This window comes from Pseudomonas sp. M2, assembly GCF_015751845.1.
GTDB lineage: Bacteria > Pseudomonadota > Gammaproteobacteria > Pseudomonadales > Pseudomonadaceae > Aquipseudomonas > Aquipseudomonas putida_E.
This window is the reverse complement of the sequence record NZ_JADOUD010000001.1, coordinates 3793861-3816787: the sequence shown is the minus strand read 5'-3', so window position 1 is coordinate 3816787 and position 22927 is coordinate 3793861. Positions and strand designations below refer to the sequence as shown.

Genomic DNA, 22927 nt, shown 5'->3' with positions numbered 1-22927 from the left:
CACTCCCGATGAAGTTCGAAGGCACCCGCGACTACGTCGCCACAGACGACCTGAAACTGGCGGTCAACGCGGCCATCACCCTCGAACGCCCACTGCTGGTCAAGGGCGAGCCAGGCACCGGCAAGACCATGCTTGCCGAACAGCTGGCCGCCTCCTTCGGCGCCCGCCTGATCACCTGGCACATCAAATCCACCACCAAGGCCCACCAGGGCCTCTACGAGTACGACGCGGTCAGCCGCCTGCGCGACTCCCAGCTGGGCACTGAAAAAGTCCACGATGTGCGCAACTACCTGAAAAAGGGCAAGCTCTGGGAAGCCTTCGAGGCCGAGGAGCGGGTGATCCTGCTGATCGACGAAATCGACAAGGCCGACATCGAGTTCCCCAACGACCTGTTGCAGGAACTCGACAAGATGGAGTTCTACGTCTACGAAATCGACGAGACCATCAAGGCCAAGCAACGCCCGATCATCATCATCACCTCGAACAATGAAAAAGAACTGCCCGACGCGTTCCTGCGCCGCTGCTTCTTCCACTACATCGCCTTCCCGGACCGCGACACCCTGCAGCAGATCGTCGATGTGCACTACCCCAACATCAAGCAATCGCTGGTCAGCGAAGCGCTTGACGTGTTCTTCGACGTGCGCAAGGTGCCGGGCCTGAAGAAAAAGCCCTCCACCAGCGAGCTGGTCGACTGGCTCAAGCTGTTGATGGCCGACAACATCGGCGAAGCGGTATTGCGCGAACGCGACCCGACCAAGGCGATTCCGCCGCTGGCCGGCGCCCTGGTGAAGAATGAGCAGGACGTTCAACTGCTCGAACGCCTGGCCTTCATGAGCCGGCGCGGCAACCGCTGACAGGAGCTGGCCATGCTGCTCAACCTGTTCAACGAAATGCGTGCGGCCAAGGTGCCGGTATCGGTTCGCGAACTGCTCGACCTGCTCAACGCCTTGCAACAGCGCGTGGTGTTCGCCGACATGGACGAGTTCTACTACCTGGCACGGGCCATCCTGGTGAAGGACGAGCGCCATTTCGACAAGTTCGACCGGGCTTTCTCGGCCTACTTCAAAGGCCTGGAAAACCTCGACCGGCACCTCGAAGCACTGATCCCTGAAGACTGGCTGCGCAAGGAGTTCGAGCGCTCGCTGACGGATGAGGAACGTGCACAGATCCAGTCACTGGGCGGCCTGGACAAACTGATCGAGGAGTTCAAGAAACGCCTGGAAGAGCAGAAGGAACGCCACGCCGGTGGCAACAAGTGGATCGGCACCGGCGGCACCAGCCCGTTCGGCTCTGGCGGTTTCAACCCTGAAGGCATCCGCGTGGGCAACGCCGGCAAACGTCAGGGCAAGGCGGTGAAGGTCTGGGACCAGCGCGAGTACAAGAACCTCGACGACCAGGTCGAGCTGGGCACGCGCAACATCAAGCTGGCCCTGCGCCGGCTGCGCAAGTTCGCCCGCGAAGGTGCCGCCGAGGAGCTGGACATCGACGGCACCATCGACCATACCGCACGTGACGCCGGGCTGCTGAACATCCAGATGCGCCCCGAACGGCGCAACACGGTCAAGCTGCTGTTGCTGTTCGACATCGGCGGCTCGATGGATGCCCACGTCAAAGTCTGCGAAGAGCTGTTCTCGGCCTGCAAGACCGAGTTCAAGCACCTGGAGTACTACTACTTCCACAACTTCGTTTATGAATCGGTGTGGAAGAACAACCTGCGGCGTACTTCGGAGCGCTTCTCCACCTTCGATCTGCTGCACAAATACGGCGATGACTACAAGGTGGTGTTCGTCGGCGACGCGGCCATGGCGCCCTACGAGATCACCCAGCCCGGTGGCAGTGTGGAGCACTGGAACGAAGAGGCCGGGTATGTGTGGATGCAGCGCTTCATGGAGAAATTCAAGAAGATCATCTGGATCAACCCGTATCCGAAACAGGCCTGGGATTACACGGCATCGACACACCTGGTGCGTGACCTGATCGAGGACAAGATGTATCCGCTGACCTTGCAAGGGTTGGAGGATGGCATGCGGTATCTGTCCAAGTAGTTTCGCCTGTACCGGCCCTATCGCCGGCGGGCCCCACAGATACACCTCAGCATTTGAGCCTTGTGGGGTACCCGCGGGAGCCGGCTTACCGGCGGTAGCGCCGGTAGCGTCACCGCCAACCGTTCAGGCAAGCCTGCTGCTCCCGCCAGGCCTCTTCCTGCACCACCGCCCTGAACCGCACCGCCGCCCCCGGCATGCACTGGGCCAACTGCGCCAACGCCAACGGCGTCAACGCCCCCAGCCGCGGATAGCCACCGATGGTCTGCCGGTCATTGAGCAGCACGATCGGCTGCCCGTCCGGGGGCACCTGCACCGCCCCTAACGCAATACCCTCCGAAATCATCGGCGCGCCCTGATAAACAAGCTGCGGCCCGAGCAAACGAATGCCCATGCGGTCGCCACGGCTGTCCAGCGTCCAGTCACGGTTGAACGCCTCGAACAGGCTCATACCGCTGAAATCACCGATCTGCGCGCCCATCACCAGATCGAGCACGGGCTTTTGCCGATAATGGGGGCGCAGCACCTCTGGCACTTCGCGCAGGGCCGGCTGCGTGCCGGCAAACACCAACAATTGCCCTTTGCCTAGCGCGGCCCCTCGCCCATCGGTGCCACCCAGCTCTTCACGCACAACAGTGGCGCAGCTACCCAGCACGGCTTCACCTTCAAACCCGCCCGGCGCCGCAAGATAAGCACGCACGCCCTGCTTCGGTTGCTTCAAGGTCAGCCGTTGGCCCTTGGCCAAGGCAAAGCTGCGCCAGGGGGCCAGCGGCTGGTCATCGACACGAGCATCCAGGTCGGCACCGGCCAGGGCGAGTATGCAATCCTGCTCGGCCACTACCGTGAAGCCGCCCAGCGCCACCTCGACCACCGGCGCGCCCAACGGGTTGCCCAGCAGCCAGTTGGCCCAATTCATCGCCACCCAATCCAGCGCACCGCCCTGGGTCACCCCCAGGTGCCGCACACCAAAGCGCCCGGCATCCTGCAACTGGCACAAGGCGGTGCTGGCTTCGATCTTCAATTGCGTCATGCCTGTGCCTCCAACGGGCTGTCGTCACCACCCAATGCCAGGAACTCGGCATGGGACACCGCCACGAAGCGCACCCGATCGCCCGGCTGCAGCAGGCTGTAGCCTTCACGCTCGCGGTCGAACAGGCGAACCGGGGTACGCCCTATGAGGTTCCAGCCGCCAGGTGACACGGCGGGATAGGCGGCTGTCTGGCGCTCGGCAATGCCGACACTGCCGGCCGCCACGCGCTTGCGCGGAGTGCTCAGCCGCGGGGATGCCAGGCGTTCGTCCACCAGCCCCATGAAACCGAACCCCGGAGCGAAGCCAAGGGCGAACACCGGGTACTCGCGCTCGCTGTGCAGGCGGATCACCTCTTGCTCGCTCAAGCCGCTGCGTGCGGCCAGCAGCGGCAGCTCAGGGCCGACACTGGCGTCGTACCACACAGCAATCTCGTGCCGGCGACCGCTGGTGCCCGCGTCTGGCTGCAGCCCCTCCAGCGCCTGGTCGATCAACGCACTCGCCTGCCTTGGCGGCATATCGAACTGCACCATCAGCGTGGTGTAGGACGGCACCAGGTCCACCAGGTGCTCACCGAAGGCGGCACTCAAACGGTGGCTCGCGGCGAGCAGCCACGGCATGTTGGCCTCGTCGATCCGGTCGAACAGGCGCACCATCAGGCAGTCGATCGCAACCACTTCGATTCGCAGCTTCATGCCGGCCCCAGCGCATCGAGGGCCTGGCGGATCTGCCGCACCGCCGCCACCGAGCTGTCATTGTCACCGTGCACGCACAGGGTACTGGCGTGCAGGCGCAAGGCGCTGCCATCGTCGGCCACCAGCGTTTCACCACGGGCCAGGCGCAAGGCCTGCTCGACCACCACGGCCGAATCGTGATGAACCGCACCCGGCAGGCGCCGCGACAGCAAATGGCCGCTGGCGGTATAGGCGCGGTCGGCGAACGCTTCGAACCACAGCGGCACGCCAACCTCGTCACCCAAGGCTTGTGCGCCGCTGTCGTCGGCAGTGGCCATGAGCATCAAGGGCAAGCCAGCGTCATACGCCGCCACGGCTTCGAGCACGGCTCGCAGCTTGAGCGGGTCGGCCATCATGTCGTTGTACAGCGCGCCGTGGGGCTTGATGTAGGCCACCCGGCCACCCTGGACCTTGCAGATACCGTCAAGAGCGCCGATCTGGTAGTGCAGCAGATCGCGAATTTCCTCGGCACTGCAGGCCATGGAGCGTCGGCCGAAGCCGACCAGGTCCGGGTACGCCGGGTGGGCGCCGATGGTCACGCCATGCTGCAGGGCCAGGGCCACGGTACGGCGCATGGTGCCGGGGTCGCCGGCATGGTAGCCGCAGGCAATGTTGGCGCAGTCGATGTAGGGCATTACCTCGGCGTCCAGGCCCATGCGCCAGCTGCCGAAGCTTTCACCCATGTCGCAATTGAGTAGCAGGCGTTTCACCTGGCGTGCTCCCGTGTCGATGTTCATGTGCCTACCTTAACGCGCCTGGAGGTGTTTGCCGCGGGTTTCCGGCAGGCTCAAGGCCGCCAGAATCACCACACCGTACGACACCGCGGCGAACCCGCCAATGCCCAGCCCGAGCGGCACCTTCTGGCCAAGCAGGCCGATCAGCAAGGGGAACATCGCGGCGATGACCTTGCCGATGTTGTAGCAGAAGCCCTGCCCCGAGCCACGAATGCGGGTGGGGAACAGCTCGGTGAGGAAGGCCCCCATGCCGCTGAAGATGCCCGAGGCAAAAAAGCCCAGCGGGAAACCCAGCCACAGCATCACGCCATCGCTGACCGGCATCTGGGTGTACAGCAGCACGATGATGAACGAGCCCACGGCGAACAGGATGAAGTTCTTCTTGCGCCCCAGAATGTCAGACAGGTAAGCGCTGACCACATAGCCGATGTAGGAGCCGACGATCACCATCGCCAGGTAGCCACCGGTACCCAGCACGCTCAAGCCGCGCTCGTTCTTGAGGAAGGTCGGCAGCCACGAGGTGATGGCGTAGTAGCCCCCCAGCGCACCGGTGGTCAGCAGCGACGCACGTATTGTGGTCCAGAGCATGCCGGGGGCGAAGATCTCGTAGAACTGCGAGGGCGCCTCGGCGCTCTCCACTGCCTTGGCCTGGCGATACACCTCAGGGTCTTTGACCAGGCGCCGGACGAAAATCACGAAAATGGCCGGTACCAGCCCCAGCAGGAACAGCGCGCGCCACGCCTGCTCCGCCGGTAGCCAGGAGAACAGCAGCGCATAAAGGATCGCCGTCAGGCCCCAGCCGATGGCCCAGCCGGACTGCACCATGCCCACCGCCTTGCCACGGTCCTGGGCGCGGATCACCTCACCGATCAGCACCGCGCCGGCGGTCCATTCGCCGCCAAAGCCAAAGCCCATAAGAGTCCGGGCGATCAGCAACTGTTCGTAGTTCTGGGCGAAGCCGCAGAGGAAGGTGAAAAAGGCGAACCACAGCACCGTCAGTTGCAAGGTGCGCACGCGGCCGATGCGGTCGGAGAGGATGCCGGCGACCCAGCCGCCGATGGCCGAGGCAATCAGGGTGCTGGTGTGGATCAGCCCGGCTTCGGTCGTGGTGATGCCCCACAGCATGATCAGCGTAGGGATGACGAAGCTGAGCATTTGGGTGTCCATGCCATCCAGGCCATAGCCGATCTTGCAGCTCCAGAACGTGCGCCGTTGCTGGGAGTCGATGTCGCGGTACCAGGCGAACGGCCCGGTCGAAGGTGGGGATTGCACCTGTTGCTGCACGCCGCTTGGGTTCATGCTTGCCTCGGCTTGTTGGTATTGTTTTATGGGCGACGTCTGGCGTCGCGGCCTGTGCGTCATGTTCAGAGCCCGCAGCGCCCGAGTCCAACGAGAAAAACCGCCGGTCTGGAACAAGAAAAACTGATCATGAACCTACGCTTCCTCGAAACTTTCGTCTGGGTCGCCCGGCTCAAGAGCTTCCGCCTCACCGCCGAGAAACTTTTCACCACCCAGGCGTCGGTCTCCAGCCGCATCGCGGCACTGGAAGCCGACCTGGGCGTCAAGCTGCTGCTGCGCGATTCACGCGGCGTCAGCCTGACCCCGGAGGGCAGCAAGGTGCTGGAGTATGCCGAGCGCATGCTCGACACCGCCAAGGCCATGAAACAGTCGCTGGACAGCGACCGGGCCAAGGTCGGGCGCATCCGCCTTGGCGTGATGGACACCGTGATCCACACCTGGATGAGTGCGCTGGTGGCCGAGTTGAGCGAACGCTACCCCCAGGTGGAAATCGAGCTGGTGGCCGATACTGCACTGAACTTGCGCGAACAGCTGCAAAAAGGCTTTCTCGACGTGATCCTGCAAACCGACCTGCTGCGCGAACAGTCGATCCGCAGCCTGGACCTGGCGCGCTACCCGATGGGCTGGGTGGTGGCGGCCGGCTCAGCCCAACACCGCGACTACGCCTCGCTGGCCGAGCTTGGGCGTGAGCGGATCGTCACGTTCTCGAAGAACTCACGGCCGCACCAGGAAGTGCTCAGCCTGTTGCAGGCCGCAGGGGCCGAAACCCCACGGCTCAACTGCGTGAACTCGGTGGCGGCGATCACACGGCTGTTGCGCGACGGCTTCGGCATTGGTGCGCTGCCGCCCGCGCTGGTGGACGCCGAACTGAGCCGGGGCGAACTGGTGCTGCTCGAAGGCTTGCAGCCGCCGCCGAGCCTGGAACTGGTGGTGGCCTGGCAGACCGGGGTGGCGCTGGTGGATGAGGTGGTCGGGGTGTGCCGGCAGGTGCTGGAGCGCTATGCGCGGGATGTGGGAGGGCAGCGGATTGTGTTGGTTTGACAAACGCTAGTATCTGTACCGGCTCTCACAGCTCTCACGGACAGTGATTTATTTGTGGCAGCCGGCTTGCCGGCGGTAGAGCCGGGCCTGACCCAGCAGGGATCAACGCCAGCTCTCTTTCACCGCCTTGCGCCGCCCACCGAGAATGACCCAGGCAATTCCCAGCAACAGGCTTTCGACGACAAACGCCAGCACAAACCCTGCACCGACGCCCCAGCCAATCGCCTCCGGCACCAGCAGAATCTGATAGCTGTACCCCTTGAGCGTCTCTTCACGCATTTGCGGGTCGGGCTGCACCAGCACATGCCAGGTGCGGCTGACCCACGAGCCTTGCAGCGCCTGCCACTCGTTCTCGAGCACCTGATTGCGGATCAGCAGGCTTTCTATGCTGTTGGCATCGCTGTTGAACACCACATCGTCACTGCTGCGGTAATGCCGCACCAGCGCCTGCAAATCGCCCTTGAAGAAGCGTTCGGCGGTCTGTTTGAAGCCATCGAGTGCCTGGCGCGATTCGAACAGGTGCGCCTCGACCCGCTGGCTGTAATCCTTGACCAGCCCAGGCACCTGGATACCGGCCAGCAGGCCGAAGGTGAACAGCAGCAACCGCAGGTAACTTCTGAACATGCAGCGTCCTTAGCTCTGGCCTTGCGAAACGCACTCTCCGTGCCGCCACAGGCCCCATTGGCCGGGTTCGTAGCGCCGCCAGGTCTCGTTCTCGGTCAAGGCCTCGGTGGCAATCACCGTGACCACGTCATTGGGGGTGGTTTGGGTGTGAAAGTCGACGATCAGGTCGACATCCTTCAAACGCGCCGCGCCAAAGGGGGCGCGACGGGTAATGTGTACCAGCTTGGTCGAACAGAAGCAGAACAGCCAGTCACCATTGCTGAGCAGGCAGTTGAACACGCCCTTGCCGCGATACTCGGCACAGGCTTCGACCAGCACCGGCAGCAGCTGTTCCACTGCGACCGGCTCAGGGAAAGCCGCGCGGATGCGGTTGAGCAAGTCGCAAAAGGCTGCTTCGCTGTCGGTGTCGCCCACCGGCCGGTAAAAGGTCGCCTCGCCCTTGAACGCCCCCAGCTGGCCGTTGTGGGCGAAGCACCAGTTACGGCCCCACATTTCGCGCACGAACGGGTGCGTATTGGACAGGCACACCTGGCCGACATTGGCCTGGCGGATGTGGCCAATGACCACTTCGCTCTTGATCGGATAACGCTGCACCAGGTTGGCGACTTCCGACTCGCTGCTCGCTGCCGGGTCCTGGAACAGCCGCAGGCCGCGGCCCTCGTAGAAACCGATGCCCCAGCCGTCACGGTGCGGGCCGGTACGGCCGCCGCGCTGCATCAGGCCGGTGAAGCTGAAGACGATGTCGGTGGGGACGTTGGCGCTCATGCCCAGCAGTTCGCACATGGTGATGCCTCCGCTTACAGACGTGGCTCGACCCGGCCACCAGAAGGTGCGGCAGGCGGTGGGTCATTGCGGTAACGGTCACCGCGTTCGGCGGCCAGCGGCGCCCCGACGCCCACTTGGTCATCCTCGGCAGCCAGGCGTTTGGCGGCGGCCTCCTGCTGCTCGCGACGCTCGCGGGCACGCTTTTCCAGCGGCCAGCGCAGCAGCACGAAGGCCAGGTACAGGCCAAAGGCGATCAGGCCGTACATGGCAAAGTCCGATACCGCGCGCCAGGCGTTGTTGCCCACCTTGAAGGCAACGTCCAGGGCAGTGATGGCGATGGCCGGGGCCATGGCATCCTTGCCCGGGTCGACGACGGTCGGCGTCAACAACAGGACCGCGAGGATCACCCGCAGCGGCTCACGCAGCCAGCGCCACATCCAGCCAGTGAGTTTGAAACCCACCCAGAGACAACCCAGGGCAGCAACAGCGTAAAGGCCCCAGGCGAGGGTATAGTCGTTCTCGGTCATGGTGATCGTGCAAGCCAGGCAAAGAGTTGCCTATGATAAACACTTTTCCGGGCGCAGGCGCCCCCCAGCCAAGAGATCCCCGATGCCCAACGCGCTCCAGCCCCCCATCGCCCGCCAAGACCAGGCCACCGACCCTTACGCCTGGTTGCAACAGCGCGACACCCCTGAGGTGCTCGAGTACCTGCAGGCCGAAAACGCCTACCAGCAAGCCTGCCTGGCCGACCAGGCGCCCCTGCGCGAACAGCTGTTCGAAGAGATCAAGGGCCGTATCCTGGAAACCGACCTGTCGCTGCCCTCCCCCTGGGGCCCGTACCTCTATTACACCCGCACCACGGCAGGCGATGAATACCCGCGCCACTATCGCTGCCCACGGCCTGCGGATGACGCCAACACGGTGGACGAAAGCCAGGAACAGCTGCTGCTCGACCCCAACGCCTTGGCCAACGGCGGCTTTCTGGCCCTTGGCGGCTTCAGCGTCAGCCCCGATCACCGCCTGCTGGCCTACAGCCTCGACACCAGCGGCGACGAGGTCTACACCCTGTACGTCAAGGACCTGGCCAGCGGCAACCTGACCGCCCTGCCCTTCGACGACTGCGACGGCAGCCTGACCTGGGCCAATGACAGCCAGACGCTGTTCTTTGCCGAACTGGACGACACCCACCGCCCGTGGCGGCTGCGCCGTCACACGTTGGGCGAAACCGGCGCGCAGGCCGTTTTCGAAGAGCCGGACGGGCGTTTTTTCCTGCATTGCTACCGCGCCAGCTCCGAGCGCCAGCTGGTCCTGCTGCTCAACAGCAAGACCACCAGCGAAGCCTGGGTGCTGGACGCTGAAACGCCACGGGCGGCATTTACCTGCCTGGCACCGCGCGCCGAGGGCCACGAGTATTTCCCCGACCACGGCCAGCTCGATGGCCAGTGGCGCTGGTTCATCCGCAGCAACCAGGACGGCATCAATTTCGCCCTGTACCAGGCAGCGGCAGACCAGGTGCCCACCCGCGAGCAATGGCAGGTGCTGGTGCCGCACCGCGACGACATCATGCTCGAAGGCCTTAGCCTCAACGCCAGCGCCCTCACCTTGAGCCTGCGTGAAGGCGGCCTGCCGATCATCGAAGTGCGCCCGCAAGGCACGCCGGCCTACCGCGTCGAGTTGCCTGACGCGGCCTATAGCCTGTACGTACAGGACAGCCTGGAGTTCGCCAGCACGCGCATCCGCCTGCGCTACGAGGCACTCAACCGCCCGGCCCAGGTGCGTCAGCTGGACCTGGCCACGGGCGCGCAGACAGTGCTCAAGCAAACCCCGGTGCTGGGCGAGTTCGATGCCGACGACTACGTCAGCGAACGCCTGTGGGCCACCGCCGCCGACGGCACCCAGGTGCCGATCAGCCTGGTGCGCCGCAAACAAGACCAGGGCAAGACGGTCCCCCTCTACCTGTACGGTTACGGTGCCTACGGTGAGAGCCTCGACCCGTGGTTCTCGCACGCCCGCCTGAGCCTGCTGCAACGCGGTGTGGCCTTTGCCATCGCCCATGTGCGCGGTGGCGGCGAGCTGGGGGAAGCCTGGTACCGCGCCGGCAAGCAGGAGCACAAGCACAACAGCTTCAGCGACTTCATCGCCTGCGCCGAGCACCTGATCGCTAAAGGCGTGACAGCCTCCGACCGCTTGGCCATCAGTGGTGGCAGCGCCGGTGGCCTGCTGATGGGCGCGGTGCTCAACCTGCGCCCGGATCTGTTCCGCTGCGCCATCGCCGAAGTGCCGTTCGTCGATGTGCTCAACACCATGCTCGACCCCGAGCTGCCATTGACCGTCACCGAGTACGACGAATGGGGCAACCCGCAAGAGCCGCAGGTGTATGAGCGGATCAAGGCCTACGCCCCCTACGAGAACGTCAGCGCCCAGGCCTACCCGGCCATGCTGGTGGTCGCTGGCTACAACGACAGCCGCGTGCAGTACTGGGAGGCGGCCAAGTGGGTGGCGCGCCTGCGTACGCGCAAGACCGACAGCAACCTGCTGCTGCTCAAGACCGAAATGGGGGCCGGCCACGGCGGTATGAGTGGGCGCTACCAGGGGTTGCGAGACGTGGCACTTGAATATGCGTTCGTCTTCAATGAGCTGGGCGTGGTGTAAAACGCGCTTTTCGTTGTCATAGGTTCGCAGGGCCAATGGCCCTGATTGCCGGCAAGCCGACGATCGGGGCCGCCCAGAAACTTTCGGACAACACCCGCCAAGAAGAACGACACATGCCCGACCAGACCCATCTCAGCGCCGAAATCCGCGACATGCTCATGGACTGCGACCTGTTCGATACCTTGCAGCCCGCTGACTTCCATACCGCCGCAGGCTACTTCAGCCTCGCCACCCTGGTCGAAGGCGAAACCATCTTCAACGAAGGCGACGCCGGCACCTTCATGTGCATCCTGCACCACGGTGTGGTTTCAGTGCGCAAGACCGACGCCCACGGCGCCCAGGTAGAAATCGCCACGCTGCGCAGTGGCCGCGCCTTCGGCGAAATGGCCGTGCTCGACGGCGAGCGCCGCTCGGCCAGCTGCCTGGCCGCCAGCGACTGCCTACTGCTGACCTTGGGCAAGGATTCGCTGGAAAAGATGCTCAACGAAGCCCCACGCATCGCCGCGCGGATCATCCGCGCACTGGCCGTAGCCTTGTCGAAACGCCTGCGGATGCAGGACGGGCAGCGCCTGGCGCTTTAGTCATCATTCGCCGGCGGTTTGGCCGGCTCCGTACGCAAACCAGGCAATGGCTGATCCTTCGGCGGCCCGGGCACCGGCATGGGCGGCAGCAGCGGCGCGCCGGGCTGGCTGTCGTAGGCCTTGGGTACAGTGCTCGGGGTAATCTGAGGGTACGGCGTGGGCGTTGCCGTGCCAGGCGCCCCGGGCACCGGTGTAGTGATACGCGGCGGCGTGCCGGCGGCATGCGCCAAGGGCAGGCCGGCTAACAGCAGCGCGGCGAGGATCGCATGAAACATCAGCAACCTCCTGTCTGAACATTCCTACAGGCTACGCCTTAATACACGTTTCCGCCTGTCCGCTTGCCCTGCAAGCGCGCTAGACTCGTTGGCATAACCGTTACCTGCCTGATCAGAACAAAGGAAACACCATGAGTTCGGCATCCACGTCCGCCGCCACCGCCCGCCTCGACCGCATCCTCGCCGACGCCAAGCGCGACAAAGAGATGGGCTACCGCGACAAAGCCTTGAGAATGTACCCGCACGTGTGCGGCCGTTGCGCCCGTGAGTTCGCCGGCAAGCGCCTGAGCGAGCTGACCGTGCATCACCGTGACCACAACCACGACAACAACCCCCAGGACGGCTCCAACTGGGAGCTGCTGTGCCTGTACTGCCACGACAACGAGCACTCGCGCTATACCGACCAGCAGTACTTCAGCGAAGGCTCCACCAGCACCCCGAGCATCGCCAAGGCTACGCACAACCCGTTCGCCGGGCTGGCTGGCTTGCTGAAGAAAGACTGACTGTCGACACAGCCCCCCGCTGCTGCCGGCGAGCCCGTATAATCGCGCTTTTTTTGCGAAGGGCCCCGGCACGTGGCAAACAAACGGTACAGCTGCATCGGCCTGTTCAACCCAAAATCTGCAGAGAACGTAGGTTCGGTGATGCGCGCAGCGGGTTGCTACGGCGTCAACTCGGTGTTCTACACCGGCAAGCGCTACGAGCGCGCCCGCGACTTCGTCACTGACACCAAGCGCGTGCACTACGATATTCCGCTGATCGGCATCGACGACCTGCAGCGCATCATCCCGCTGGGTTGCACACCCGTTGCAGTGGAGTTGGTGGAAGGTGCACGGCCCCTGCCTGAATACACCCACCCTGATCGCGCCATCTATATCTTCGGGCCGGAAGACGGCAGTCTCGATGCCAGCGTGCGCGCATGGTGTGAAGAAACCATCTACATCCCTACCGAAGGCTGCATGAACCTCGCCGCGACGGTGAATGTGGTGCTATACGACCGTTTGGCCAAGGGGCTCAATACCCGCTCGGGCCCCAAGTTCAAGTAGCCGGGCAACGCGCAGCGCCCTCCCAACACTGGCAATTGCGACCACTTGGCAACCCGACTGAACGTGTGCAGCAAGCATCTGGTCAGCTGCTTACACTTCAGATGGAGGGCTTGCCATGCTCGATATTCATTCCACTACGGCGTCACAGGACCATAACGTACAGGGCCTGGAACGGGTCGGTTCACTGGCCGGTGGTGCGCTGATGTTCACCAAGGGTATGCGCCACGGCGGGCTGGTCGGGCTGCTGCAGATGGCGGTCGGTGGCCTTGCGGTGGCTCGCGGAGTCAGCGGCCATTGCTCGACCAAGGCCTGGTGGCAGAAACATCGCCAGGAATACCACCGTTTGCGCTCGGACATCGAACGCAGTGCGACGGAGCTGGAGGCGCTCAAACGCAGTGCCGAGGCGGCGACGCGCGGGGTGACGGTAACGGGGAAAGACCCGCTCACGGGTAGTTGATCAGTTGTTTTTAATGGCCCTGTCGCCAGCAGGGCCAGCCTGCAAGCTAACGCAACGCCTTGCTCTGCAAGACCTCGGATCGCCGCCCCAGCACGTTCTCACTGATCTGCACGAACTCCTCGGTGCTCACCTTCGGCAAGCGCATCAGCGCCTGCGTCACATCATCCAGTGAGCGCTTGGCCTGGGTGTGGATGCGGATCTCCTTGTCCAGCGCCTGCAACAGCAAAACCCCGCGGGCAACCTGGGCCGGGCTTGCCCGCTCGCCGCGCAACTGGGTGACCTTGGCACCCTGCTTCTGCAAACGCGCCTGCCACACCTGGTAGCGGTCATCGCTCACACCCCCGGCCCGGCGCAGCAACTCGTTGGCGTAATAATCGGTGAGGCTCTGGCCAAGCCAGTCGCTGTCAGCACTCACATGAACCTGCGCAAACAGCTGCACCAGTTCACGCAGCAAAGGGCTGTTACCGCTCTCGCTGACCATGGGCCGGGCGCTGTGCAGGTACATCGAGCCCCGCGCTGCCATTGCTCCGCGCCACATGCCATCACGTGCCCCCACCAACAGCAGCTTTGCCGGATTGCGTGGGAATACCGCCTGCAGGTGTGGCCAGACGAAGGTCAGCAGGGTGAGATTGTCCATGCGGCGCATGCCCTGCCCCACCGGGGCCGCCACCGTCACCTCGGTCTCGCCCAGACGCGCACGTCGGCTGCCAAGGTCGCCGGCCAGCATCCAGCCAGTCGGGCGATCGAACAGGCGCGATACATTGTCGATACGGAATTTGTCCTTGCCGATGCGCGGCCAGGAGGTTTCGATGCTTTTCCAGCCCTCAGGCAGGTCGACCGACAAGCGCGCCACCAGTTCGGTGCCGTCTTGCTGGTCAAGGCGTGCCGGTGGTACCAGCTGGTCACCCAGGAACAACGCCCAGTGAGGGGTAATGCGCGAGGAATAGGCACCGCTGCGTACTTTCTCGTCCAGCTTGACCCGGTAGCTGAGGCTGGTCTTGCCCGCCGCCGGGTGCCACACACCGCGCTCCCCCTGCACCTGCCACTGGCCGTCCGCCTGGAAACCGCTGTAAGCCCCCTGCTTGCCCAGGTCGAAGTCGAGGCTACGCACGGCATTGCCGTCTGCCAGGGTCAGGCGCACTTCGGCCTGGCCACTGGCAGGCAACAGCCGCACCTGGTAGTCGAGGTCGACTTTCTTCGCCCAGGCAGGCGAGCTGGCCACAAGGCCCAGCAGGAGCAACAGCTGGCAACGCATACAGAAACTCCTTGTTTCCCAGAGGCGACGGAGGATGCCGCTCAGCTGGCGCGAAAAATCAGGTGGTCTTCCCAGTCGTCTTCGTCCACATCCTGCTCCCTGAGCATACGCCCCGACTGGGAAATGCGCTGTTCATGCACCTGGCTGCGGTCGCCGCAAACCAAGTGGTGCCAAGCCGGCAGGTCCTTGCCCTCGCTGACCAGACGATACCCGCAGGTGCTCGGCAGCCACTTGAACTGGTCAGCCTTGCCAGGGGTGAGCTGGATGCAATCGGGCACCTGGGCGAAACGGTTGGGGTAGTCGCTGCACTGGCAGGTGTTCATGTCCAGCAGCTTGCAGGCAATACGGGTGTAATAGACGCTGTTGTCGTCCTCGTCCTCGAGCTTTTGCAGGCAGCACAGGCCACAGCCGTCACACAGCGACTCCCACTCTTGCGGGTCGAGTTGTTCGAGGGTCTTGCGCCGCCAAAACGGCGCGCTTTCAGCGATCATCACACGGGTTTCCTGCATTGGGCCTGCGCCAGGCTTCATGCTGGAAGCTCCAGGCAATTGCGGCGCGTATGGCTTTTTTCTGGTGGCTTGCAGCTTGAGTGTTTGTAGCTGGGCGCCATGGCGGCGCCAGTCTAGAGCCTGGCCTTCGGCAATGCCAGACCGCTTGTCAGTACCGACCGGCTGCAGCTCAATAGCCCCGCGCGAAATCCACTTCGCCACGCAACCCTTGCCCTGCCTGGTATTGCCGCACGTTCTCGACAAACAGCCGTACCATCGCCGCCGGCGAAGTCGGTGCCGAGCTGTGCCCGGTCAGCAACAACCCCCACGCTGTCCAGAACGGGTGACGCTGCGGCAACGGCTCCTGCCGGCACACATCGATCACCGCGCCCGCCAGATCCCCCTGCTTCAGCGCCTCGACCAGGTCAGCATCGACCACCGCCACCCCACGCCCGGCATTGAGGAACAGCGCACTGGGCCGGAAGCACTTGAACAGCGCGGCGTCATAAAGGTCATGGGTTGCCGGGGTATCCGGCAACAGGTTGAGCACGTAATCGGCCTGCCCGACCATCCGTGGCAAATCAGCCAACCCGGCGACCTCGACGAACGGCGCCTGCTCGCGGGGCGTGCTGGCGATGCCATAGAGGGTCACGCCAAACGGCAAGAGAAATTCGGCCACGCGTTGGCCGATATCGCCAGTACCCACGATCAACACCTTGCGCCCTTCAAGCGTGCGCCCCGGGCGGTCGTCCCAACGGCGCTCCACCTGGCTCACCAGCCGAGACAGCACTTCGCGCTCGTGCCCCAGCATATAGGTGAGCATGTACTCGGCCATCACCTGGCCAAAGATGCCGACCGCACGGGTCAGGCGGTAATCACGCGGCAAGCCATCGGCCAGCAAGGGCGTGATGCCGGCCCAGGTCGATTGCATCCAGGCCGGCTTGTGGCCCTGGCGCAGCAGACTGGCAAGCAGGTCTGGCTGGCCCAGCCAGACCGGGCACTGGGGTGCCTGCAAGGCCAATTCGGCGGAATCGCCGCTGGTCAGGATTTCCAGGTCCGGGGCCGCTTCAGCCAGCAGGCGGGCGTAGTTGGCATGATCCTGCTCAGCGATCAGAACGCGCATCAAAGTGACAACCTTGGCAGACAACGAAGGCGGCCCGGCATGCGGGCCACCTTGGGGAGTGAAGGGAGAGTGGCCGGGTCAGACCGGGTCGTTTCGGCGCAGAAGTTCTTCCGGCAAATGCTCGATGTACTCGTCCTCGGCCGGCGGCATCTGCAGGTGGTAACCCTGGTTTTCGAGGTTGTCCAGCACCTTGACGATGTCCTCGCGGGCCAGCTTGCGCTCGGGGCTCAGCACCAGGTCGAAGGCATGCACGGGCGTGCCGAAGAACGGCAGCAGCGCCTCGGGCACGCGCTCCAGGCCCTCGGCCTTGAGTACGTAGAGGTACATTTCGTTCTTGCGGGGGCTCTTGTAGATCGAGCAGATACGTTTCATCGGGTTTCTCCGGCGCCCGCCAGGTCGTCCAGCAGGGCCTGGCCCATCCGCTCACGGCGCCAGCCGCGCAGCGAATCGGGCAGTTGATAGGGGCCATTGGGGTAGCCGCTCTTGAGCAGGGCTTCCAGGGCCTTTTTGCGCAGCATCAGCTCCGGGGCAATGCCCAAACGCTCGCCTTCGGCCTGGCCGATGGCGCGCAGGCGCTTGAGGATGCCGGCCGCTTCGATCGGCAGCGGTTCGGGCAACGAGGCCGGCCATTGCTCAGGCGGCAGGCTGGCGGCACGCTTGATCAGCTCGATCAGGAAGGGGCCATCCTGGCGGATGGTGCGTGGGTGCATTTCATCGATCTTGGCCAGGGCCGACAGGTTGTCCGGCTGGCTCTTGGCCATTGGCCACAGCGAGTGTTCCTTGAGGATACGGTTGCGCGGCACATCGCGGCTGCGTGCTTCACGCTCGCGCCAGGCGCACAGCTCGCGGAGCACCGCCAGTTGCTGGCGGCCCAGCTTCCAGGCCAGCTTGACATCGCGGTACAGGGTCTCGGGCTCGACCTCACGGCGCAACGCCGCCACCAGTTCGGCACCGTCTTCCAGCACCCACGCGTACTTGTCGTCGGACAGCCGGGGGCGCAAGGCCGCAAACAGTTCGGCCAGGTGCACGGCATCCTCGGCGGCGTAGCTGACCTGGGTGTCCGACAGCGGGCGCTGCAGCCAGTCCGAGCGGGTTTCACCCTTGGGCAGCTCAAGGCCCAGCACTTCCTGGACCAGGCGCGAATAGCCCATGGAGAAGCCCAGGTTCAGGTAGCCCGCGGCCAACTGCGTGTCGAACAGCGGCTGGGGCAGCTTGCCGGTCAGGCGCAGCAGCACTTCGAGGTCTTCGCTGCAGGCGTGCAGCACCTTGACCACGCCGGCATCCTCTAGCAGTTCGCCCAGCGGCTGCCAGTCGCCGATCAGCAACGGGTCGATGAGATAAGCCCGCTCGCCGTCACCGATCTGGATCAGGCCGGCTTTCGGGTAAAAGGTGTCGACCCGCATGAATTCGGTGTCGAGCGCCACAAAGGGCAATGTGCGCCACCTCTGGCAGAGTTCGGCCAGGGTCTGGTCGTCACGGATCCAGTGTATTTCGATGGCCACGAGGCTCTCCCACAAACATTGGCGCGCAGTATATACGGCGCGGGCCCTGCGGGTGAAACCTGACGAACATCTGCGCCGACTACCGGGAAGCTTGCGCTACCGCTCAGCCTGGCAAGCGAAGCTTGGCGTAAGGCTCGCGGTCGATATCCAGCACTTCCACGCACAATTGCAGGTCTACGCCCGCATGCTCAGGTATGGCCTCACGCAGTACCTCCAGCAAGCTGGCGGACAATTGCTTCTTTACCTCCGCCGGGCGCCCGCTGAGGATGGCCAGGCGCACATGGGCAAATGCCCGCTCGGCCGGTGCTGTGCCCACCCGGTAATGGGCGAACGCCTGGGCGCGGCTTTTGATGTCCGCCTCATCGGCAAACTGGCCGCTGCCGACCAGGGCGTGATTCAGGCGCAACAGCAGTACCTCGACATTCAGCTCGCGCAAGTTGTCGCTGTATTCCAGGTTCAGGTGAGGCATGGCACAGGTTCCAGGCGTTGGGGGAAGCGACAGCCTACCCCAGTCCCCTACCCGCGCAAAGGCGGCTATCCTCAAAGGTCAGGACCTTACTGACAACCCTGACAGAGGTGAAGAAATGCCAGTTCCGCATGATCTGCTCGCTGACTTGCACGTTACCGCCGATGCATTCCAGGCACTGATAGACAAGGACCAGACGCTGCATGCCCTGCACAAGGAATACAACGCCAAAGACAAGGAGGTGGTGGCCGCCGAAGGCAATGGGACCAACGACGATACCGTCAACCGCCTGCGCAAGGAGCGCCTGCTGATCAAGGACAAGATCGAGCGAATCATTCATCCGCCGAAATCCTGATGGCTCTCTGCTGAATCAATCGGCCTGTCGCCGGCAAGCCCGCTTGCCGGCGACAGGCCCAACACCCGTTACACAGCAGCCGATGCGTTCAAAGCCCCGTCCAGGTCTTCGATCAGGTCCCGGTAATCCTCGATCCCGATCGACAGCCGCAACAGGCTTTCACTGATGCCCATCACCCCCTTCTGCTCGGGGCTCAGTGAGTTGTGCGACATGCTCCAGGAGTGGTTGATCATGCTCTCCACGCCGCCCAGCGAATCGGCCAGGACAAAGATCTGCAATGCCTCCACCAGGCGGTTGAGCGCCGCCCGGTCACCGTTCTTGACCTTCATTGCCACCACCGCCCCGCCAGCGCGCATCTGGCGTTTGCACAGCGCGTGCTGCGGGTGGCTCTCCAGGCCCGGGTAATACACCTGCTCGATCTGCGGATGGCTTTCCAGAAAGCGTGCCACCTGCAGGGCATTGGCACACTGGCGCTCCATGCGCACGTCGAGGGTTTTCAGGCCACGCAGGGCCAGGTAACAGTCGAACGGACCCTGGATTGCCCCCACGGCCATGCTGATCTTGCGCAGGCGCCCCAGCAAGGCGTCATTGGCAGCCACCACCACGCCGCCGGTCAGGTCGGAGTGGCCGCCAATGTATTTGCTGGCCGAATGCATCACCAGGTCCACACCGAGGGTGATCGGCCGCTGGTTCCACGGCGAGCAGAAGGTGTTGTCGATGCAGGTGAGAATGCCACGCGCCCGCGCCAGGTCGCAGACCGCCTTGATGTCGACCAGGTGCAGCAACGGGTTGGTCGGCGACTCGATCCAGATCAACTGGGTTTCGGGTTTGATCGCCGCCGCTACGGCCGCGACATCGTTGAGGTCGACATAGGTGGTGGTAAGGCCCGACGTGCGTGCGCGGTAGTCTTCAAGAATGCGGAAGGTACCGCCGTAGACACCGTTCATCACCACCACATGAGCGTCCTTGGGGAGCAGCTCCAGCACCGTGGCGGTGGCGTTTACACCCGAGGCACAGGCCACCGCGCCAACACCCTCTTCAAGCGCCGCGACACAGCTTTCATAGGCATGCCGGGTCGGGTTGCCGACGCGGCTGTAGGCGTACTCGGGGTTGTCATCGAGGCTGCGTTTGATATACGAGCTGGCGGTGTAGATAGGCGGGAAGATCGCGTTGTCGGCGACACTGAACTGCTCACCGGCGTGGATGGTACGGGTGGCGAAATTGCGCGGCTTGTCGGACATGGTCGGGCCCATTGGCAGATGTAAGTGCGCAACTATCGCACAATCACCTGCCGCCACAACGCCGGCGGTTGCGGGAATTTTTTCTATCGTTGGGGTAATCTGGGGAATATTTTCCTGACCGCCAGCGGATCCTCATGGACAGTTTCGACCAGCACATCCTCACCCTGCTCCAGCGCGACGCCTCGCTCTCGCTCAAGGACCTGGCCGAAGCCGTCAACCTGTCCACCACCCCCTGCTGGAAGCGGGTCAAACGCCTGGAAGAGGATGGCTACATCCTCGGCCGCGTCGCCCTGCTCGACCCCGAACGCCTGGGCCTGGGCCTGACGGTATTCGTCCAGCTCAAGACCCAGCGCCACGACAGCGCCTGGCTTGAGCAGTTTGCCGAGACGGTGAAAGGCTTCGAGGAGGTGATGGAGTTCTATCGCATGTCAGGGGACTGGGATTACATGCTGCGGGTGGTGGTGGGGGATATCGCCGCCTACGACCGGTTCTACAAAAAGCTGATTACCAGCACCGATGGGCTCTCCAACATCACGTCCAGCTTTGCCATGGAGCAGATGAAATACACCACGGCTTTCCCGGTACACAGGCCCTGATCGGTGCCTGCCTTAGCGCCCCATCACTGCGCCGCCACCGCTTCGATCCGGTTCCCGGCCTTGGCCTTCTCAAGCCGAATCGCCACGAATTTCGACGTCGGCGTATAGGTGCCCTCGCCGTAACTTTCCAACGGCACCAGCGGGTTGGTTTCCGGGTAGTAGGCCGCTGCCTGCCCATCGGGAATGTCGTAGGGCACCAGGCGGAAGCCCGATACCCGGCGCTCCACACCGTCCTCCCACAGTGACACCAGGTCTACGTGCTCACCCGGCTCAAAGCCCAGGCGGCGGATGTCCGCCTCGCTGACGAACACCACTTCTCGCAGGCCAAACACGCCCCGATAACGATCATCTAGCCCATAAAGCGTGGTGTTGTACTGGTCATGCGAGCGCATCGTCTGCAGGATCAGGTCAGGCTTGTCGCCACGGGCGAGCACCTGGGCATTGACCAGATGCTCTGGCAACGGGCTGGCACTGAAACGCGCCTTGCCGGTCGCCGTGCGCCAGCTGCGCTGGGCGGCACTGTTGCCCAGGTGGAAACCGCCTGGCTGCTGCAGGCGCTGGTTGAAGTTGGCAAAGCCGGGGATGACATCGGCGATCATGCTGCGAATACGGCCATAGTCGGCAACGGCGTATTCCCAATCGATGGGCTTGTTGCCCAGCGTGGCCTTGGCCATGCCGGCAATGATCCAGGGTTCCGACCGCATGTGGGGGGAACGCGGGCGCAGTTGGCCATGGGAGATATGCACCATGCTGAAGGTGTCTTCCACGGTCACGCCCTGCGGCCCGCCGGCTTGCAGGTCGATCTCGGTGCGCCCCAGGCAGGGCAGGATCAGCGCATCGCGGCCAGTGACCAGGTGCGAACGGTTGAGCTTGGTGGAGATCTGCACCGTCAGCGCACAGTTGCGCAGGGCCGCGTGGGTGCGGGGGGTGTCCGGCGTCGCCTGGGCGAAGTTGCCACCCAGCGCGATGAACACCTTGGCACGCTGTTGCTCCATGGCCTGGATCGCCAGCACCGCGTTGTGCCCATGGGCGCGAGGTACGCGGAACTGGAAGCGTTTTTCCAAGGCATCGAGCAACGCCGCCCTGGGTTTCTCGTCGATGCCCATGGTGCGGTCGCCTTGCACGTTGCTGTGGCCACGCACCGGCGACAGGCCCGCCCCGGGCTTGCCGACGTTGCCGCGCAACAGTTGCAGGTTGACAATCTCCTGCACGGTCGGCACCGAGTGACGGTGCTGGGTGATGCCCATCGCCCAGCACATGATCACCCGCTCGGCCTTGCGGTACATGCGCGCGGCCAGCTCGATCTCGGCCAGGGTCAGGCCGGACTGCTCGACGATATGGTCCCACGAGGTGGCATCCACTGCCGCCAGGTAGGCGTCCACACCGCTGGTGTGCGCGGCGATGAAGTCATGGTCGAATACCGCTGGTTCACCCTTGGCCTGGGCTTCGCGCTCCCACTGCAGCAGGTACTTGGCAATGCCGCGCATGGCCGCCATGTCGCCGCCCAGGGCTGGGCGGAAGTAGGCGGTGTTGGTCGGCTCGGAGCCGTTGCTGAGCATTTCGAACGGGTGCTGCGGGTGCTGGAAGCGCTCCAGGCCACGCTCTTTGAGCGGGTTGAAGCACACCACCTGGGCGCCGCGCTTGACCGCTTCACGCAGCGGCTCGAGCATGCGCGGGTGATTGGTGCCGGGGTTCTGGCCGATGACGAAGATCGCGTCGGCCAGCTCCAGGTCGTGAAACACCACGGTGCCCTTGCCTACGCCGAGGGTTTCCGACATGCCCACGCCGCTGGCCTCGTGGCACATGTTCGAGCAGTCAGGGAAGTTGTTGGTGCCATAGGCGCGGACGAACAGCTGATACAGGAATGCCGCCTCGTTGCTGGCCCGGCCGGAGGTGTAGAACTCGGCTTCATCGGGCGAATCCAGCGCCTGCAAGTGCCGGGCGACCAGGGCAAAGGCCTCTTCCCAAGTGGTTTCGACGTAATGGTCGGTAGCCGCATCGTAGCGCATCGGGTGGGTCAGGCGGCCCTGGTATTCGAGCCAGTAGTCGGTCTGCTCGGCCAGCGCGCTGACGCTGTACCTGGCAAAAAACGCGGGGTCGACCGAACGGCCGGTGGCCTCCCAGTTGACCGCCTTGGCGCCGTTCTCGCAGAACTTGACCATGTCGCTTTCCGGCGACTCGCCCCAGGCGCAGCCGGGGCAGTCGAAACCGCCGTTCTGGTTGGTCTTGAGCATGGCCCGCAGGTTCTTGAAGGCGTTGTCACTGCCCAGCCAGCTCTTGGTCACGCTCTTGAGCGCGCCCCAGCCGGCGGCCGGCCCCTTGTAGTCCCTGATATGGTCGTCCTGGCTCATGCGGTCAATCCTCACGCGGGCATCGAAAAGTGCAGCGGATCGTGTCGTCCGGTGCTTGTTTTCCAGCCTATGGAGGCCGACAGGGGGCCGTCCAATCGAAATGTCTTACGGGGTGATAGGCCGTTTCGATGATGGGCTGGTGTTGGCAGCGTTCCCTCCGCGGGTAATCACGCAAACGCGACCATCCGATCAAGGCCTTGGAGTACTGGCCCTGCAGCCGTGATAGATGAGATTGATCAAGCAGTCGGGCAAAGCAATTTGACGGCGAACACC

26 protein-coding genes are annotated in these 22927 nt (G+C 63.9%); 10 read left to right on the top strand and 16 right to left on the bottom strand.

The window, feature by feature from the left end; translation table 11 throughout:
- The first annotated feature begins 8 nt into the window (after positions 1-8).
- Together IWW33_RS17735 and IWW33_RS17730 are read left to right on the top strand one after the other, a co-directional pair.
- Complete coding sequence (locus tag IWW33_RS17735; protein WP_012315697.1) at positions 9-854, top strand: MoxR family ATPase; 846 nt, start codon at positions 9-11, stop codon at positions 852-854.
- A gap of 12 nt (positions 855-866) precedes the next feature.
- Entirely contained in the window at positions 867-2045 is a 1179-nt protein-coding gene (locus tag IWW33_RS17730; RefSeq protein WP_119687615.1) for a VWA domain-containing protein, read from the top strand.
- A gap of 109 nt (positions 2046-2154) precedes the next feature.
- On the opposite strand, the gene IWW33_RS17725 is transcribed toward IWW33_RS17730, so the two are convergent.
- Genes IWW33_RS17725 through IWW33_RS17710 form a run of 4 tightly spaced genes read right to left on the bottom strand, consistent with a single transcriptional unit; the run spans position 2155 to position 5836 of the window.
- Complete coding sequence (locus IWW33_RS17725) at positions 2155-3072, bottom strand: biotin-dependent carboxyltransferase family protein (protein WP_174142311.1); 918 nt, start codon at positions 3070-3072, stop codon at positions 2155-2157.
- Complete coding sequence (gene pxpB / locus IWW33_RS17720; RefSeq protein WP_174142312.1) at positions 3069-3764, bottom strand: 5-oxoprolinase subunit PxpB; 696 nt, start codon at positions 3762-3764, stop codon at positions 3069-3071. The genes IWW33_RS17725 and pxpB overlap by 4 nt, the downstream gene beginning before the upstream one ends.
- Positions 3761-4540, bottom strand: a complete 780-nt coding sequence (locus tag IWW33_RS17715) for a 5-oxoprolinase subunit PxpA (RefSeq protein ID WP_115274094.1) — start codon at positions 4538-4540, stop codon at positions 3761-3763. The genes pxpB and IWW33_RS17715 overlap by 4 nt, the downstream gene beginning before the upstream one ends.
- A gap of 9 nt (positions 4541-4549) precedes the next feature.
- Complete coding sequence (locus tag IWW33_RS17710; RefSeq protein ID WP_039603254.1) at positions 4550-5836, bottom strand: MFS transporter; 1287 nt, start codon at positions 5834-5836, stop codon at positions 4550-4552.
- 129 nt (positions 5837-5965) lie between these two features.
- On the opposite strand from IWW33_RS17710, the gene IWW33_RS17705 reads away from it, so the two are divergent.
- Positions 5966-6877, top strand: a complete 912-nt coding sequence (locus IWW33_RS17705) for a LysR family transcriptional regulator (protein WP_046788027.1) — start codon at positions 5966-5968, stop codon at positions 6875-6877.
- 102 nt (positions 6878-6979) lie between these two features.
- On the opposite strand, the gene IWW33_RS17700 is transcribed toward IWW33_RS17705, so the two are convergent.
- From IWW33_RS17700 to IWW33_RS17690, 3 genes are read right to left on the bottom strand one after another with little or no spacing between them, the layout of a single operon-like run.
- The gene (locus IWW33_RS17700; RefSeq protein WP_125925085.1) at positions 6980-7501 is read right to left on the bottom strand and encodes a DUF2937 family protein; all 522 of its coding nucleotides are present in this window, start codon (positions 7499-7501) and stop codon (positions 6980-6982) included.
- Between the two features lie 9 nt (positions 7502-7510).
- Complete coding sequence (locus IWW33_RS17695) at positions 7511-8284, bottom strand: class II glutamine amidotransferase (RefSeq protein ID WP_012315711.1); 774 nt, start codon at positions 8282-8284, stop codon at positions 7511-7513.
- 14 nt (positions 8285-8298) lie between these two features.
- Positions 8299-8793 carry a hypothetical protein gene (locus IWW33_RS17690; protein WP_012315712.1) on the bottom strand — a complete coding sequence of 165 codons (495 nt, stop codon included), beginning with the start codon at positions 8791-8793 and terminating at the stop codon, positions 8299-8301.
- A gap of 82 nt (positions 8794-8875) precedes the next feature.
- Here IWW33_RS17690 and IWW33_RS17685 point away from each other — a divergent pair, with 82 nt between their 5' ends.
- Together IWW33_RS17685 and IWW33_RS17680 are read left to right on the top strand one after the other, a co-directional pair.
- Positions 8876-10918 carry a S9 family peptidase gene (locus tag IWW33_RS17685; protein ID WP_174142313.1) on the top strand — a complete coding sequence of 681 codons (2043 nt, stop codon included), beginning with the start codon at positions 8876-8878 and terminating at the stop codon, positions 10916-10918.
- A gap of 113 nt (positions 10919-11031) precedes the next feature.
- Complete coding sequence (locus tag IWW33_RS17680) at positions 11032-11499, top strand: cyclic nucleotide-binding domain-containing protein (RefSeq protein WP_115275498.1); 468 nt, start codon at positions 11032-11034, stop codon at positions 11497-11499.
- On the opposite strand, the gene IWW33_RS17675 is transcribed toward IWW33_RS17680, so the two are convergent.
- On the bottom strand, positions 11496-11774 hold the full coding sequence (locus IWW33_RS17675; protein ID WP_046788019.1) for a hypothetical protein: 279 nt from the start codon (positions 11772-11774) through the stop codon (positions 11496-11498). The genes IWW33_RS17680 and IWW33_RS17675 overlap by 4 nt on opposite strands.
- A gap of 131 nt (positions 11775-11905) precedes the next feature.
- Between IWW33_RS17675 and IWW33_RS17670 the strand changes: the two genes are divergently transcribed.
- From IWW33_RS17670 to IWW33_RS17660, 3 genes are all read left to right on the top strand, one after another.
- Entirely contained in the window at positions 11906-12277 is a 372-nt protein-coding gene (locus IWW33_RS17670) for a YajD family HNH nuclease (protein WP_012315716.1), read from the top strand.
- 72 nt (positions 12278-12349) lie between these two features.
- Positions 12350-12820, top strand: coding sequence for an RNA methyltransferase (locus IWW33_RS17665; protein ID WP_033699757.1), 471 nt, complete (start codon positions 12350-12352; stop codon positions 12818-12820).
- A gap of 115 nt (positions 12821-12935) precedes the next feature.
- Positions 12936-13277, top strand: coding sequence for a DUF2892 domain-containing protein (locus IWW33_RS17660; protein ID WP_115274090.1), 342 nt, complete (start codon positions 12936-12938; stop codon positions 13275-13277).
- Between the two features lie 46 nt (positions 13278-13323).
- Here IWW33_RS17660 and IWW33_RS17655 read toward each other — a convergent pair whose 3' ends face one another.
- The 6 genes from IWW33_RS17655 to IWW33_RS17630 all read right to left on the bottom strand — a co-directional run bounded on the left by IWW33_RS17655 (position 13324) and on the right by IWW33_RS17630 (position 18114).
- A complete protein-coding gene (locus IWW33_RS17655; protein WP_174142314.1) occupies positions 13324-14532 on the bottom strand; it encodes a hypothetical protein in 1209 nt (402 codons plus the stop codon).
- Positions 14533-14573: 41 nt separating this feature from the next.
- Complete coding sequence (locus IWW33_RS17650; RefSeq protein ID WP_042112095.1) at positions 14574-15023, bottom strand: YcgN family cysteine cluster protein; 450 nt, start codon at positions 15021-15023, stop codon at positions 14574-14576.
- 187 nt (positions 15024-15210) lie between these two features.
- Positions 15211-16143, bottom strand: coding sequence for a D-2-hydroxyacid dehydrogenase (locus IWW33_RS17645; protein WP_174142315.1), 933 nt, complete (start codon positions 16141-16143; stop codon positions 15211-15213).
- Between the two features lie 78 nt (positions 16144-16221).
- Entirely contained in the window at positions 16222-16515 is a 294-nt protein-coding gene (locus tag IWW33_RS17640; RefSeq protein ID WP_012315722.1) for a YcgL domain-containing protein, read from the bottom strand.
- Positions 16512-17645 carry a ribonuclease D gene (rnd, locus tag IWW33_RS17635; RefSeq protein WP_174142316.1) on the bottom strand — a complete coding sequence of 378 codons (1134 nt, stop codon included), beginning with the start codon at positions 17643-17645 and terminating at the stop codon, positions 16512-16514. Before rnd ends, IWW33_RS17640 begins: the two co-directional genes overlap by 4 nt.
- Before the next feature lie 103 nt (positions 17646-17748).
- Entirely contained in the window at positions 17749-18114 is a 366-nt protein-coding gene (locus IWW33_RS17630; RefSeq protein WP_119687624.1) for a 5-carboxymethyl-2-hydroxymuconate Delta-isomerase, read from the bottom strand.
- Between the two features lie 115 nt (positions 18115-18229).
- On the opposite strand from IWW33_RS17630, the gene IWW33_RS17625 reads away from it, so the two are divergent.
- Positions 18230-18466, top strand: a complete 237-nt coding sequence (locus tag IWW33_RS17625) for a YdcH family protein (RefSeq protein WP_012315725.1) — start codon at positions 18230-18232, stop codon at positions 18464-18466.
- A gap of 68 nt (positions 18467-18534) precedes the next feature.
- On the opposite strand, the gene IWW33_RS17620 is transcribed toward IWW33_RS17625, so the two are convergent.
- Positions 18535-19719, bottom strand: coding sequence for an aminotransferase class I/II-fold pyridoxal phosphate-dependent enzyme (locus IWW33_RS17620; RefSeq protein WP_115274086.1), 1185 nt, complete (start codon positions 19717-19719; stop codon positions 18535-18537).
- 122 nt (positions 19720-19841) lie between these two features.
- On the opposite strand from IWW33_RS17620, the gene IWW33_RS17615 reads away from it, so the two are divergent.
- Positions 19842-20303, top strand: a complete 462-nt coding sequence (locus tag IWW33_RS17615) for an Lrp/AsnC family transcriptional regulator (protein ID WP_012315727.1) — start codon at positions 19842-19844, stop codon at positions 20301-20303.
- Positions 20304-20326: 23 nt separating this feature from the next.
- Here IWW33_RS17615 and IWW33_RS17610 read toward each other — a convergent pair whose 3' ends face one another.
- A complete protein-coding gene (locus tag IWW33_RS17610) occupies positions 20327-22654 on the bottom strand; it encodes an FdhF/YdeP family oxidoreductase (protein ID WP_174142317.1) in 2328 nt (775 codons plus the stop codon).
- Positions 22655-22927: the final 273 nt, after the last annotated feature.